The sequence below is a fragment of the Coprobacter tertius genome, assembly GCF_024330105.1.
Classification (GTDB): Bacteria; Bacteroidota; Bacteroidia; order Bacteroidales; family Coprobacteraceae; genus Coprobacter; species Coprobacter tertius.
On the sequence record NZ_JANDHW010000001.1, the window covers coordinates 313,498 to 329,302 of the forward strand.

The following is a 15,805-nucleotide window of genomic DNA, read 5'->3' on the forward strand; positions in this document are numbered from 1 at the left end:
TAATTAATTTTTATATTGGTTAGCGATAGAGTTCAGGTATTTAAGTTTCTTATCGGATAGCCGAGGAGTAGATGCAAAAATATATTTCATTCCCAGGTTATCGTATTTGTAGGATGCCATGGGATGAAACGGCAATAATTCATAATCTTCGGCATGATGCATTTTCCCGGCAAAGCGGGACATTTTGATGATTGTTTCCTCATCATCGTTTACTCCCGGTATTACTGGAGTGCGTAATCGGTATGAAATTCCCGATTTATCGAGTCGTTGGATATTTTCGAGTATAAGATTGTTGTCGGCACCGGTCCAGTATAAATGTTTTTCTCGATCGATATGTTTCAGGTCTGCCATTACATGGTCGATATACGGAAATATTTTTTCATAAAGATGCCATGATAATGAAAGGTTGGTTTGCAGAACCACATGTATTCCTTTTGAAGATAATAGCCGGGCGAGAGCAGTCGTAAAAGCCGGTTGTATCATGGGTTCTCCTCCCGATAAAGTTACTCCTCCACCCGATTCACGGAAAAAGGGAATATCTTTTTCCACGGAGGAATATATCTCTTCCGGAGTATATCGTGTTCCGATCAGTGTGTGGGCTCCCGTATAACAGGCTTTTGCACATTTTCCGCATACGATACATTTCCGAGTATCTCTTATAATCTTTCTCCCGATTACTTCCAGTGCATTTTCTTTGCACGTATCTATACAGGTACCGCATCCGATACATTTGGAAGCGATCCATTCCATTTGAGGTTTTATTTTGAACGTTTCAGGGTTATGGCACCATTTACAACTCAGGTTACAACCTTTCATAAATACGGTTGTGCGTATTCCCGGGCCGTCGTGAAGCGACATCGGTTGCAAATGTGTTATCCATCCGTATGTGTTATCGTCTGAATTTTTCATTAATTATTGAATCAGATTGTATGTGTATGTAAACTTTTATAATAAAAATTGTATATTCGTGTCGTTAAAACATTTATTATTCGCATGAAAAGGACTTCGCTGAAAGATATTGCCAATGCCGTAAATTTGTCGAAAACTACTATTTCGCTGATCCTTAACGGTAAAGCAAAAGAAAATAATATCAGCGATGAGACGGTAAACCGAGTTCTTGCCGTTTCCCGCAAGATGAATTATTCTCCCAACAGTCTGGCGCGTAGTCTCAGTATGGGCCGGTCTAAAACGATCGGGTTGATAGTTCCTTATATTACCGACTCTTTCTTTGCACGGGTAGCCCAGGTTATCGAACGGCAATGCTCGAGTAAAGGATACACACTGATTTATTGCAGCAGTGAGGAAAGTGCCGAAAAAGAACGTTCCCAAATAAATGCTTTGTTAGCCAGACAAATAGATGGTTTGATTATTGCCTCTTCATGTCGTAACGGAGAAGATATCGCACTTCTGAAGAATAATAATTTTCCTCTTGTGCTTATCGACCGCTATTATCCTGCGATAGAAACGTCACATGTGACGGTAGAAGACGAGCCTGGAGCATTTCGGCTCGTATCATATTTAATTGATCGTGGACACCGTCGTATAGCAATGGTATCTGTATCTTCCGAGTTACTCCCTATCGATAACCGACAAAAAGGATATCGTCGAGCTTTGGAATCGGCTGGTATCGAATACGACGAAAGAATGATATTCGAAGCTGATAATGCCGATCATGAAGGCTCGGTAAGACGATCGATTGATGCGATGTTATCGATGTCAGAGCCGCCCGATGCGATATTTTTTGCAAACCATCTTCTGGCTGCAGTTGGTTTCAAAGTGTTGAAGTCGAGAGAAATCGCTATTCCTTCTCGTATGGCTATCTGCTGTTTCGGTGACTCTTCGTATCTTGAGCTGCTCGAACCTTCGATAACCGCGATTCCCATGCCGTTTGAGGCGATAGGAAATGAAGCTTTACGTATATTGCTGGATCAGATAGAGAGCCCGGAAACTTCTTGTTATGAACAGATCGTTTTACCGGTTACCGAGATTATTCGTCAATCTACTTGATGTTTTTTACAGATTCATTTTTTCTTTTATCAGCTCATTTAAGTATTTAATGCTGGTTTGACTGAGGTTATAAAATTCGAAATCCCATAAATGTGTTTGTGCATTTTCGATGATAATGACTTCAGCATCTTCTGTTTGTCCTATGTTGTGCCAGCAATTTGCAGGGATTGTATAAATAATTCCCGGTTGCATATCGGAGATTTCATATTCGATCATATCTTCTTTTATACGAGCGGCGACAAGAGCGGCTCGTCCTCGGGCAAGAATAAAAGATTCGTCGGTAAAATGATGTATATCGAGACGGTGTATATCGAAAAATCCTCCTCCTTTTTGATGTTTGAGTATTGCTACCTGCCATTGAGGTGTTACGTGTAAAGGATGATATCCTGCTAAATGTGACTGGTCGGTTTTTATGAGTGCGTTGTTTTCCATATAGATTAATTTTAGGATACTAAACCGGTTTAGCTATAGCGCAAATGTAAGGATAATATTATAATGGGAAATAACCTTTAATAATATTTAACTTCAAAAAATATCAAGTAGCGCTATAAAATAAATTGTGGATTTACGTAAAAAAAGAATTTTAAAATAATTATACAAATAAGTTAGGATATGTATAAAAAGTTTATCTACATTTGTGTGTACAGACGGTAGAACAAAATCCCGATAAAATTACTCAATGTCTTACAAAAAAATCGCCGATTTTTTTGTAATTAATGTGTCTTTATTTGAGAAAAATAATATTATAATAATATATATTGTATGCTTTTCTCGGGTGTCATTGCAAAATAGAACTATGCATAAAGTTGCAGATTGATATAGTTCTCGGAGTTTTAAGAAGTATTGAACAATGGGTCGGAGTCGAATGAAGATATCCGACCCATTTGCTTTTTATAAAAAAATATATAAACTGTTATAAGGAATTTCCTGTTAAGTACATAACCATTTTATTGTTTTGCTAACTTTGAAAAATAAAAGATAGTTTTTTACGGAATCTAAAAATATTAGGATATGATGCATAGAAACCGTCATAATTATGTGATATATATAACGATGATGATCGTTTTTGGAGCTCTCATCTTTTTTGCTTTGGCACATGGAGAAAAGTTCAGCCATATCGAACCGGCTTTGAGGCATTCGCGTAATGTTTCGCCTTTCGGCATGTTTTTGCAGGTTATTACTCATAATTTACAACATCCGATTGTTATATTGTTATTTCAGATTATTGTCATACTGGTTGTTGTAAGATTGTTTTCTTTTTTATTCAAATATATCGGGCAACCGGGAGTGATCGGCGAGATTGTTGCGGGAATTGCGTTGGGCCCCTCCTTATTAGGCCATTTTTTCCCCGAAATAGCTGTCGCTATATTTCCACCCGATTCTCTTGGAAATCTCGAATTATTAAGTCAAATCGGCTTGGTACTGTTTATGTTTGTAATCGGTATGGAGCTTGATTTCGGAATATTAAAAAATAAAATGAACGAAACGCTGGTAATTAGCCATGCGGGTATTGTGGTACCGTTCTTTTTGGGTATTTTATCGTCTTTTTGGGTATATGAAGAATATGCTTCGACACAAACCGATTTTTTACCGTTTGCTCTTTTTATGGGTATATCCATGAGTATTACGGCATTCCCAGTGTTAGCCCGTATCGTACAGGAGCGGAATATGGCCAAAACCCAGTCCGGGATATTGGCTTTGGCATCGGCTGCAAATGATGATGTTACAGCTTGGTGCTTATTAGCTATCGTTATTGCTATTGCTCAGGCCGGGACATTCGTTAGCGCTTTGTTTACGATCGCTTTGACGGTGGTATACATATTATTTATGTTTATACTGGTAATGCCTTTTTTAAAAAAAATCGGGAATATATATGCCAATAAAGAGGTAATTAATAAATCGTTTGTGGGCTTTATTTTTCTTATTCTTCTGCTGTCTTCTGCTATTACTGAAACGATAGGCATACATGCTCTTTTCGGTGCCTTTATGGCCGGGGTGGTTATGCCTTCCAATATAGGATTCAGAAAAGTAATGATGGAAAAAGTAGAGGATGTAGCGACTGTAATATTTCTACCTTTATTTTTTGCTTATACCGGTTTGAATACACAGATCGGGGCAATAAATTCTCCTGAATTATGGGGTGTTTGTTTCTTTTTGGTCGCAGTATCTATTACCGGGAAATTGGGGGGATGTACTTTGGCAGCCCGTTCGGTAGGGGAAAAATGGAAAGACAGTATCGTTATCGGTACACTTATGAATACAAGGGGGTTAATGGAATTAGTCGCATTGAATATTGGCCGTGAAATGGGTATTTTATCGACCGAAGTATTTGCTATTTTGGTAATTATGGCTCTTACTACGACTTTTATGACTACACCTATTTTACATTGGGTAGAACGATGGAAGGGAAAAGATCGTAACAAGATGCCGGGAACGCGAAGGCTGATTTTAAGTTTCGGACGCCCTGAAACCGGGAAGTTATTATTGTCGGTGGCTAATATTCTGTTTGGACAACAATTAAAAAAGATAAATGTAATAGCGGCTCATTTTACGTTGGGAACCGATTTAAATCCGGTGAAAGCCCAGCAGTATGCTCGAGATAGTTTTATTCCTGTCAGTAAACAGGCTGCTGAGTATCATATACGTTTGGATAAGAGATATAAAGTGACCGATAAGCTGAATCAGGAAATCGTGCAGTTGGTGCATAACGAGCAGTCCGATTTGTTATTATTAGGTGCCGGACCTCACTTTATGGCCGAAGGACAAACTAATAATCATTCTAAAGGTATGTTATCTAATCTTTTAGGATTTTCCAGAATGATGAGTACGATACGCGAAAAGACAATGCATTTACCCGGATCGTTATTAAGAGAAAAAATAGAATGGATTATGGATCATACCCAAAGTCCGGTTGCTGTATTTGAAAATAGGGAATTAAAGAAAATTACCCGGGTTTCTTTGCTTATCGATACGGTCGATGATTTATTTTTGCTCGGCTATGCCGACGGAATATTCAGTGGGAAAATAGAGAATCTTACTCTACGTGTTTCGGAAGCTATGATCGGTAACGAACATTTGGAAGAAGCAATAGAAGCTGTAGATAAACGGTATGTTCCGAAACTGGGAATGGACACTTACGCACTAAGGGGGGTAGTTTGTCCTACAGGTGAAGATTTGCTCATTCTCAGTTATGATGCCTGTAAAAAGATTGCGACTAATACCGGGTGGTATGATTGTCTTCCCTCATTCCTGACGATACGACCTGCCAAAAAATCTTTCGATGCCGAAAGTTAAACGGATAAATATCGTAATAGAAGGGGCATTGAAAAAAGGAAATACATTTATTAAGGAAATCCCATTTAAAAATTATTTATCCTCATTTTTTAGAACTGTAAAAAAGAACGAGGGTTTAAAATTTCGATATAAACCTTCTTTTATAATATAAAGCTTACGCGGAATATGGCTTGTTATTGAAATGATAAATGTGTGTTAATTTATTTGTTGATGATTTTGTAAGAGGATACGTTGTCTATATTGTCGATGTTTACTACGTAGATTCCTTTCCCGGGTAAATTTATATAAGCGATTCCGTCATTTAATTGTCCTTGCCTAATGTTTGTTCCGTTCAAAGTAAAAACCGATATATTTCCATCTTGTCCTCCTTTAACGATTAATTGGTTATTATCTACGATCAGCCGGTACACAGAATCTTTCGATATGTTGGTAATACCGTCTTCCCCTTCACTGTATTTTAATTGAGGGAAATCGAATCCGTCGTTCATTTTCCAGACTGAAGCAAAATCCCAGCCGATATTTTCATAAGTGTCTCGACGACGGAGTTCGATAAGAGATTTCGGTTGTGAAACATTATCGACATAGACATATTTTATATCATCGCTATTTCTCGGCCCAGGATATTCCATTTCTTCATTATAGTAAGTATTCGATAATGTTTTTAACAAGCAATTATCATTCGATGCTCTTGCGATGAGTTTTCCCGGAAGTCCTCCATAAACTTTTTCAGCAGCGCATACGACATTGGCCAGTCCGCTTTTCCCATCTTCGAGCAGACCGTAAATACCTCCGGTATTGTTTCCGTTTCCGCTATACGGTCCGGTAACAGTCCCGGCAAAATAAGAATTTGCTACGAGTGTATTTGATACGGCTCCTACGAGTCCGCCTACCTGATAGTTATTGGATTTGATATTGCCGTGTACAAAACAATTTTCGATAAGTGTTTGTGAGTCGCTTACAGTGCCCCCTATTAATCCTCCGATATGATCGTTTCCTTCTATATATCCTCTTACTGACACTTGATGTATTTTGCCTCCGGTACTTTTTCCTACAAGTCCTCCGACATCGGCTTTTCCGGTAATATGTACATTTTCGAGATTGAGATTTTGTATTGTCGCGTTATTTATATATCCGAAAAAACCTTGGTTCGATGAGTTTTCCCGGTTGATCGTTACATTTTTTATGGTATGTCCCTGGCCGTCGAGTGTCCCAGTAAAGGGATTGTTCTGAGAACAGATAGCATCCCATGCGGTACCTTTCAGATCGAGGTTTGCGGCTAAAAAATAACAGGCATGGGGGAGGTTTTCTATTTTTCTAAGATCGTCTGTTGTATTTATTATCATATGCGAGAGGTCTTCATTTGAAAAAGATTCTATTTGAAGGGTAACAGGGGATAAAGATATATTTTCGTTTTTTGTTCCGGTATTTATTGTTATACGGGTGGTTCCGGTACCGAAAATTGTAATTTTATTATCATTTTTTGAGAATGAAGCTATATTGTTGTTATCGGAATTTACGGTTAAATCTTGTCCTAATGTGCTTCCGGTAAAGAATGGAATTTTATCGCCTTTTACTACGGTGTAGGAGGGTTGATAATTACCTATGATAACACTTTTAATGGGTAATGTTTGCCAGTTGAGAACAGGATAAGCATCATCATCGATGAATTTCCATTTCGACATATCCCACAGCAAAATATTCTGGTAAAAATCGAATTTTTTTAGGTCAGTTGCCGATACATTAGCTCCTTGTAGTTTGTTTTTCCCATATTGTGCGTTACTGGAGAGGACAGGGGCCAGATTAAGGAATGTATTTCCGATTTTCATATCGGTGCAGGCATAATTATTGCTTCGTATAAAAGTGTTGCTGCTACGGTCGTTACTCGCAATACGGGTAGGGATTGGCGATACGATGTAAGGCGACATGACTACGCAATTGGTAAGTTTTCCCGAAACATCGTCTCTATCGACAAGAGTAACGATACCTGCAGCATTTGTTTTTTCGCAAGTAATTACTCCCGAAAAATAACAATTTTCTATACTGGCATCTATCAATACCCCCATAATCCCTCCTGCCTGATGCTCTCTCGAATGTATTGTCGCAGATGAATAGCAATTTTTTATGATAGACGGTTCTGAAGGACTTCCCGGTATCGCCCTTCCTGTCGCGCCGACAATACCGCCAATATGATCACGCCCTTCTAAATAACTGTTACTTACATAACACTCTTCGATGGTTGTATTTTTAGCAAGGCCAACAATACCGCCGATATCTTCGTTTCCATTAAAAAAGGCGTCTTCTATTCCGAGCCGTTTAATTGTGGCACCTTCTGTATATGCGAACAGACCCAATTGGGCCTGTTCAGTATTACTATAACGAAGTCCTGAAATTATATGTCCGTTCCCGTCTAAAGTCCCGGTAAAACCTCTGATCGGAATCCATTCTCCTGTGACTTCTATATCGTTCATCAGTATATAATCCCCATCGGGATTGAGACGAATATCCGAAAGGTCATCCTGGCTTCTGATCTCATTATTTACATTTTTGATCATATCCCGGGAAACCGAAAATGGAGCATCTTCTTTATTAATTCCACGGGTCGTATTCGGGGTATTACCCATTTCGAAATGCAAGGTTCCGCCATTCATAATCTCATCATAAGTAAGCCAAGAACGGGTAAAGTTTTTACCGTTTAAAGAGGCCGACTGTATATAAATATTTTCGGGAGAGTTATTTTGAGCTTCGATAATCAGTTTTTTGCCGTTTTCGAGGTGTACTGTCATTTTGGGGAAGAGCGGACTACCGATGACATATTGGTCGGTACCGGGACATACCGAGTATAATCCCATAGCGCTGATGACATACCAGGAAGACATTTGACCCTGATCTTCATCGCCGGGATATCCGTCTTCGGTTGCGTTATATAAATCGGTCATTACTTTACGTACCCACTTTTGTGTTTTCCAGGGTTCTCCTGCATAATTATAAAGGTAAACCATGTGTTGAATGGGCTGATTTCCATGAGCGTACTGTCCCATATTAATCATTACCATTTCGGTCATTTCGTGAATGACATAACCGTAAGAGCCTACTTTAAAATCACTGGGTTCGGAAAATACCGAGTCTATTTTTGCTACGAAATTCTTGTCTCCTCCCATCAGATTTATCAGCCCTTGTATATCGTGCATTACCGACCAGTGCCAATGCCATGCACACCCTTCGGTAAACGGACCTCCCCATTCGATCGGAGAGAAATTGGGAGTCCATTCCCCATTACTTTGCCGCCCTCGCATAAATCGGGTAACGGGGTCGTAAACATTACGGTAATTAAATATCTGGTTTCCGAAAAATTCTTCGTATTCTCGATTTCCCGATAATCGGGCAACTTGCATTGCGCAAAAGTCGTCATAACAATATTCAAGTGTTTTAGCGGTGGCTTCACCTACTCCGGGATAGGGAATGTATCCCAGCCCGAAATAATATTCCCAACCGTCGCGTCCGATCGACGGTCCTCCGGGACCCTTAGCTGTTGCGTCGTGCTTCATGGCTTTGAGGGCTTTCAGTGGATCGAATGTACGTACCCCTTTTACATAAGCGTCGGCTAACAGAGAAAACGCATGATTTCCAATCATACCTCCGCTATGGCCGGGGAACGACCACGAAGGCAACCAGTTACTCTGATCATAAGCCTCCATGAGCGTACGCACATAGTCGCTGTGCATCGAGGGGTGTAAAATAAGATTTAGTGGAAATTGGGCTCTGAAAGTATCCCAAAAACCATTGTCGGTATACATGGTACCTTCGTGTATATTACCGTCATAAGGGCTGTAGTAGATCGGGTTGTTATTTTTATCTTTTTCGTAAAATTTACGGGGAAATAACATCGATCGAAAGAAGCAGGAATAAAATGTTTCGAGTTGTTCCTGAGTGGCACCTTCGATTTCTATTTTTCCTAATTTTTCATTCCAGGCTTTTTCGGCATTTTTTTTCAATTCGTCGAATGTTTTTCCTTTAAGTTCCTGTTCGAAGTTTAATTCGGCTTGTTCGTGACTGATAAAAGAAGATACGACTTGCGCTTCGACTTTTACTCCGGGTTCGAATTTTAAATAAGCCCCTGTATTGTCACTTTCACTTTCTGTAGAATTAAAATTGAGGGCGTAATCTTTGGTGCCGTCATAGGTGCCGTAAGCTGTAAATGGCTGATTGAATACAATGATGAAATAATTGGCAAAATTCGCCGGCACCGAACTGTTTGCATTTTTGCAATAGCCTATTACTTTTCGTTCTTCTGGGAAGATATGTACCATACTACCTCCGCTGTTACCATCTACAACGATATAGGAAGCTTTATTGGTCGGAAAATCGAATTTGAAATGTACTCCTCGTTCGGTCGGTGTCATTTCAGTCGTTAGTCCGTTATCGAAAGTAACTTTATAGTAATGAGGTTTTGCGATTTCGTTATCATGTGAAAATTTTTGCCCCCGTTTGGTGTTGTCAACGATGAGTGTTCCTGAAAGCGGCATTAAAGAGAAAGCGGCATAATCATTTGTCCATGAACTGCATTGGTGTGTTTGCCTGAATCCTTTAATTTCGTCTTTGAAATATTGGTATATCCAGCCATCCCGGTTATTAGCCGTTTGAGCGGTCCAGAAATTCATTCCCCATGGCATAGCGAGGGTTGCGTATGTATTACCTCTGGTTAGTTCGAATTTTGAATTTGTCCCTTGCAGGGAATTTACATAATCGACCAATCCGTCTGCTGATGCCGTCGCTACCAGAAAAAAAGTAATTAAAATAGATAGAATTTTTCGCATAATGTAAGAGGTATTATGAGGGTTGTTTTGTATGGTGTAGTGAAAAAGTTAAAGCACTTTATGATGATAAACAAAATTAAAAATATATTCCGTATAATACAAATTTTTTTTATTTCGTTTGAGTATAGAAGTTTTTCTTTTAAATATAAGACGTTTAATGTAGAATATCCGGGGGAGAGAAGAAATCAAATGTTTTAAATGGGACTTTCTATTTGCATTGATTTTTGAAGGTTTAAAAAGTTTATTCGAAGTTTTATTGTTTTGAGAAAATAGCAGAACCGAAATACCTCTTTGTAACTTTATTTGTGTTAAATTATGTTTAAAATCAATCTACAATGTGTTGTAGGGCTAAAGCATCAAAAAAAAATAGGAAAATAGACGGGAGAAAACGATTATTTTTTAAAATATCATATATATCTTTGTTTCAAAATTTCGGAGAAATCTTATATCAAAATTGATATATAAATCTTCGGGAGGGAAAAACTGAATATTAATATCGATGTGAATCGCAAAAAAACTCTTATAATGACACCTATCGACTATGTGAATAGTCCGTTCCCGTTTGTTTCCCGAAGATTTATTTTTTAGCTATCATTTATTTGCGGAAACCATCTTTTCTTTATTGTGATTGTTTAACTTTGCGGGTGATAAAATTCGTGAATATGCATCTTTATTGTATCCGAAATGAAGGATATAGAGAGATGTATGAAAATATTTGTAATGTTTCTGTCTGAATTGTGATTTTGTTAGAGAAAAATATCGATACAGAGATTTTGAGTGATAAAAATGAAAAGTATATTCTAAAAATAAAGTGTTCCCGATATATTTATTACCTTCACACCTCGAAATAATTCAGGGGTCGTTTTGTGATCCTAATCGTATTTTGGATTTTTAAAATAATCATTTGTGTTTTTTTAATTATGCTGTAAGTCCTGAGGGACGATTAAATATTGTGCTATGAAAAAAAAGCTATTTTCTTTTCTTATTGCGAATGCCTTTTGGGGTATTTGTTTCGGGCAATCAAACAATGGTTTGCTCTATGGTAATGACGCATATTCGGTATTTACCGATAAAGTAATTCAAGGAGAATATATTTCTCGAATCATATCGACAGATGAGATACGGAGTAATTATAGGAGTCCTGAAGATGTATCGAATGCCGAAAATCCTCACATGCTCTTTAAATTCTGTATAAACGGGGGGGATAATGAGAACCATGGAGGATATGATCATACGTTTAATATTTTATCTCTTACGGGAAAAGATGAAACACCGCTATTTAGGTTCGGTGAATTATACATTGATAAAAGAGAAATTCCTGATGATTTTGTGATCGTGCCGAATACCCGTCTAAAAATTAGGCTGGATATGAATCATGTGCTCAGATCGTTCGATGAAAAAGGATATTATATCACACCGAGAGGTAATAAAATTATGAAAGAAGATTTTAAAAGTGTATATATTGCCGGCAATATCGAACCATTGACATGGAATTTCGGCCGTCTGAAAAATCGACCCGATCTGGAACTTAAAGATGATGATGGTGACGGAATATACGAAATAGAGCTTATTATGAATAATCAGGATAAAAAACGGGTTACTTGTTCATGGAAGAAGAAAAAAGAAGTAGACCGTTATCCACGCTTTACTTCAGATATTCTCATTTCGGATGCGATTTACAATATTTCGGTAGAAGAGGCTACTAATCTTATAGAGGCTGATAATACTTGGCGTACCGGTGAATCTTGGGGAGGAGTTTGGACTCGTGATATAAGTTACAGTATATTGTTGTCGATGTCGTATATGCGTCCCGATATTTCTATGAACAGCCTGATGCGTAAAGTTAAAGATGGTCGCATCGTGCAGGACACGGGAACAGGAGGATCTTATCCGGTATCGTCGGATCGTATTATTTGGGCTGTCGCTGCTTGGCAGATTTATTTGGTTACGGGAGACAAAGACTGGTTGGCTAAATCATACGAGATTATAAAGAACACGATATTGCAAGATGAGCAAATAGTTTTTGATACTGAAACTGGTTTAGTCAGAGGAGAATCTTCGTTTCTCGACTGGCGTGAGCAGGAATATCCACGGTGGATGCAACCGGCCGATATATACGAGTCTGAATGTTTGGGAACAAATGCTGCGTTTTATAGGGCCAACGAGATCGCTGCAGAGATGGCGTCATTAACAGGAGATAATGCATTAGTTCCGCATTTTAAAGAAAATGCAGAGCGTATAAAGAAGGGAATAAATCGTTATTTATGGATGCCCGATAGAGGCTATTACGGACAATATCTTTACGGGCGTAATGCAAAAATACTGTCGCCCCGTTCCGAAACATTGGGAGAATCTCTTTGTGTATTGTTCGATATTGCCGATCAGGAACAATCTGAAAAAATTGTACGTTCGGTCGTACATACGCCTTTCGGTAATACTTGCCTTTTCCCTCAGATACCGAATATGACTCCTTACCATAATAACGGAATATGGCCTTTTGTACAGACATATTGGACTTGGGCTGCAGCAAAAGCTGGAAATGAGCCGGCTGTAACTGCGGGTATCGCGGCGGTATATCGTGCGGCCGCATTATTTGCAACTAATAAGGAGAACTTTGTAGCCGAAAACGGAGACTTTAAAACTGAGATGAACTCGAGCAATATGTTATGGAGTATTTCTGGTAGTTTGGGGATTGTACACCGATTATTTTTCGGAATTAATTTCGAAAAAGACTATTTAGCTTTCAGGCCCTTTATTCCAAAAGCATTAGCGGGTAAAAAGAAACTTGAAAATTTTAAGTACCGAAATGCGACACTCGATATAGAAATTAGCGGTTATGGCGATGAACTTGATTCTTTTACGATCGACGGAAAGAAAAGCGATCCGATAATTACTCCTAAGTTAAAAGGGCGCCATAAAATTGTTATGGTGATGAAAAATAATACGCCGAAAAGTCAGTATTTCAATGATAAACCTAATTATACTTCGGTAGAAACACCTAAAGGATATCTTTCTGCAATAAATGAATTGGCTTGGGTAGAGGCTGCAGATGCTGTTTCCTATAAAATAATTAAAGACGGGAAGGAAATCGCACATGTAAACGATGCGTCGATAAACGGAAGTCGTTTTCGTATCGGTGATCCGGGTATGTATACCGAATATCAGTTTATCGGAGTAGATAAAAAAGGATATGAAGGTTTTGCCAGTGAACCGTTACCGGTGTATGATCCTAAATACGAAACAATTGTATATGTATCTGAATTTGCTCCTGTGACTGATTTTAAAAAATGTCGTAAATTTACAGGTAATGGAGCAGTGGAAATTTCGAAAACGGAAAATCGGGAAATTGTGATGACGGTAGATGTTCCCGAGACAGGAGAATATATATTCGATTTCAGGTATGCGAACGGGAGTAATACATTGATTGAAGATAATAAGTGTGCTATGCGTACCTTGTCTGTCGATGGAGAAAAGCGGGGAACGGTAGTATTTCCGCAGCGCGGCAGGGATATGTGGTCGGAGTGGGGATTTTCAAATCAGGTAAGAACCGGGCTCGAAAAAGGGAAACGTACTGTCGTATTATCATTTGAGGATTTTAATGAGAATATGAATGGTAATGTTAATCGGGCTATGCTCGATTATATGAGAATTATCAGAGTAAAGTAGTTAAATACGATAATATAAACAGAAAGGCTTCTTTTGAGAAAGAAGCCTTTCTGTTTATATTATATGCTTTTGAATTATCGATTATTTGAATAACCCGTTTTCTTTCGGGATAAGGTTCAAGGGATGAGAAAAGCAAAAACGGGCTCCTTGATTATAAGAACTGTCTATCCAAATATCGCCTCCCATTTTATTAATGGTCAATTTGCATATCGAGAGTCCTAATCCGGTTCCTTGGGCAAACTCATTTAATTTTTCGAAACGATCGAATACTTTCGCTTGCTTTTCTTTGGGGATTCCACAGCCGGTATCGGTAACGGAGAATACGACCCGATTGTTTTCTGGTTCTTTTTTATAGGAAAGGGTTATACTTCCTGAGGAAGTAAATTTACCGGCATTATTGAGTAGATTGATAATAATCTGTTGCAATCGTTGTGAATCGGTCACCAATTCGAATTTTTCGTCTTGGGTATCGAATATATATTCTGCATCGGTCTTTTTTACCTGATTTAAAGTAGCTACTTGATCATGGCATATCTGTACGATATCGTAAGTCGAAAAATTGAATTGTACACGTCCCGATTCCAATCGAGAGACGTCGAGAATATCATTGATGAGACGCAATAATAAGTCTGAATTTTTTTGGATAATGTTGAGATATTCCTGTTGTTCCGGGTTTTCGTTTTCTTCGGCTAATACGGCCGAAAAACCTACGATCGCATTCAGCGGTGTACGTATTTCGTGGCTCATATTCGCCAGAAATGCTGTTTTTAAACGACTCGATTCTTCGGCATGTTCTTTGGCAATGATCAGTTCTTTTTCCGATTTTTCCAAATGTTCTTTTATACGTTTTGTTCTTAAATAAAAATATGAAGTCGTCATAAAGCCGATGATCAAAATAAATAAGGTAATTCCGATTGCAGTAGTTTCCATCGGGTACTTTTTCCAAAAAGGCTCTTCTTTATTAATGAGAGTCGCATTTTTAGGAAGGCTGCTGAGAGAAATGCCCATTTCTTTTACTTTATTGGCGTCGAATAAGTAGTAATTGGGTATGAATTTTACTTCTACTTCCTTATTGTGTTCGAGATCTATTGCTTGTTGTGCCATGCCTGTTCCCTGTTCCTGATAGAGAGGAGAGTAACCGCCTATAGCCCAGTTTCCTACACCTAATGACGATATAGAAAATACAGGTACTTTAGGATTTACATCGGCCATGGTATAAATAGCGTTCTTCATAAAAAAGGCGTTCGATGCATCTACTTTCCAAGTACCGAACAGTATAACTGTGTTAGGAGGAAGTTCGCTAATATCTTTTATAATTTCATAGATGGTATTAAAACGTCCGTCGAGAATAATAAGATTAAGATCAGCAAACGCTTTCATCTCTTTCTTTACGAGAGCTTGCAAAGAAACACCGCCATACGTGTTGTCAGAGATAAAGGCTATATTACGGGTTAACGGGTATAAGTGCCGTATCAAATTAATATTGGTAGGTATATCGTATTCATACGCATATCCCGATTTTATACTTTTATGGTTCATATCGTCGAATACATCGACACTTTCGGGAAACCATTCGTTCAAATTTTGATTTTCATCAGGAAGTAAAACAGCATTTCGGCTTGCCATTCCACAGAGAACGGGTATATTTTTTATCGGTATTTCATCCTGTGAAAGGTAAGACGACCAAGCCTCTTGCCCGTAAAGAACAATCAATTTTAGTGGAGTCTCTTTATATTTAGCTAATATTTTACCCATTCTCCCTTTCCATTCCTTCGACTCTGGAAGGCTTTGACAATTCATATTTTCGATTGAGATTACGGATGTCCCCCCTAATTTTACGTATTCTTCACTGAATGCGTTTATGTTAGCGGTTGTAAATTGTGTATCGGGGTTGTAGGAACTGATAATAAGTATCGTCGATTTGTCGGTGGCAAATAATGTTATCGGACATAGTAAGAATAGTAGCCCGGCAGAGAAAGATTTTCTGAAAAAGTGGTAAATCTTATCTGTAAAAGGTTTCATAT

Annotated in this window: 7 protein-coding genes; 3 read left to right on the forward strand and 4 right to left on the reverse strand. The window is 38.4% G+C overall.

What is annotated here, in order from left to right; translation table 11 throughout:
• Positions 1–3: 3 nt before the first annotated feature.
• The gene (locus tag NMU02_RS01185) at positions 4–909 is read right to left on the reverse strand and encodes a glycyl-radical enzyme activating protein (protein WP_255025267.1); all 906 of its coding nucleotides are present in this window, start codon (positions 907–909) and stop codon (positions 4–6) included.
• Positions 910–993: 84 nt separating this feature from the next.
• Between NMU02_RS01185 and NMU02_RS01190 the strand changes: the two genes are divergently transcribed.
• Positions 994–2,007 (forward strand): LacI family DNA-binding transcriptional regulator, encoded by a 1,014-nt coding sequence (locus NMU02_RS01190; protein ID WP_255025268.1) that lies wholly within the window; start codon positions 994–996, stop codon positions 2,005–2,007.
• A gap of 6 nt (positions 2,008–2,013) precedes the next feature.
• Here NMU02_RS01190 and NMU02_RS01195 read toward each other — a convergent pair whose 3' ends face one another.
• Positions 2,014–2,439 carry a hypothetical protein gene (locus tag NMU02_RS01195; protein ID WP_255025269.1) on the reverse strand — a complete coding sequence of 142 codons (426 nt, stop codon included), beginning with the start codon at positions 2,437–2,439 and terminating at the stop codon, positions 2,014–2,016.
• A 579-nt stretch (positions 2,440–3,018) separates the two neighbouring features.
• Between NMU02_RS01195 and NMU02_RS01200 the strand changes: the two genes are divergently transcribed.
• Positions 3,019–5,301, forward strand: a complete 2,283-nt coding sequence (locus tag NMU02_RS01200) for a cation:proton antiporter (RefSeq protein WP_255025270.1) — start codon at positions 3,019–3,021, stop codon at positions 5,299–5,301.
• A 200-nt stretch (positions 5,302–5,501) separates the two neighbouring features.
• Here NMU02_RS01200 and NMU02_RS01205 read toward each other — a convergent pair whose 3' ends face one another.
• Positions 5,502–10,115 carry a GH92 family glycosyl hydrolase gene (locus tag NMU02_RS01205; RefSeq protein WP_255025272.1) on the reverse strand — a complete coding sequence of 1,538 codons (4,614 nt, stop codon included), beginning with the start codon at positions 10,113–10,115 and terminating at the stop codon, positions 5,502–5,504.
• A 957-nt stretch (positions 10,116–11,072) separates the two neighbouring features.
• Between NMU02_RS01205 and NMU02_RS01210 the strand changes: the two genes are divergently transcribed.
• A complete protein-coding gene (locus tag NMU02_RS01210; protein ID WP_255025274.1) occupies positions 11,073–13,781 on the forward strand; it encodes an MGH1-like glycoside hydrolase domain-containing protein in 2,709 nt (902 codons plus the stop codon).
• Between the two features lie 81 nt (positions 13,782–13,862).
• Here the strand turns inward: NMU02_RS01210 and NMU02_RS01215 are convergent, their stop codons facing one another.
• Entirely contained in the window at positions 13,863–15,803 is a 1,941-nt protein-coding gene (locus tag NMU02_RS01215) for a sensor histidine kinase (protein WP_255025275.1), read from the reverse strand.
• Positions 15,804–15,805 lie beyond the last annotated feature (2 nt).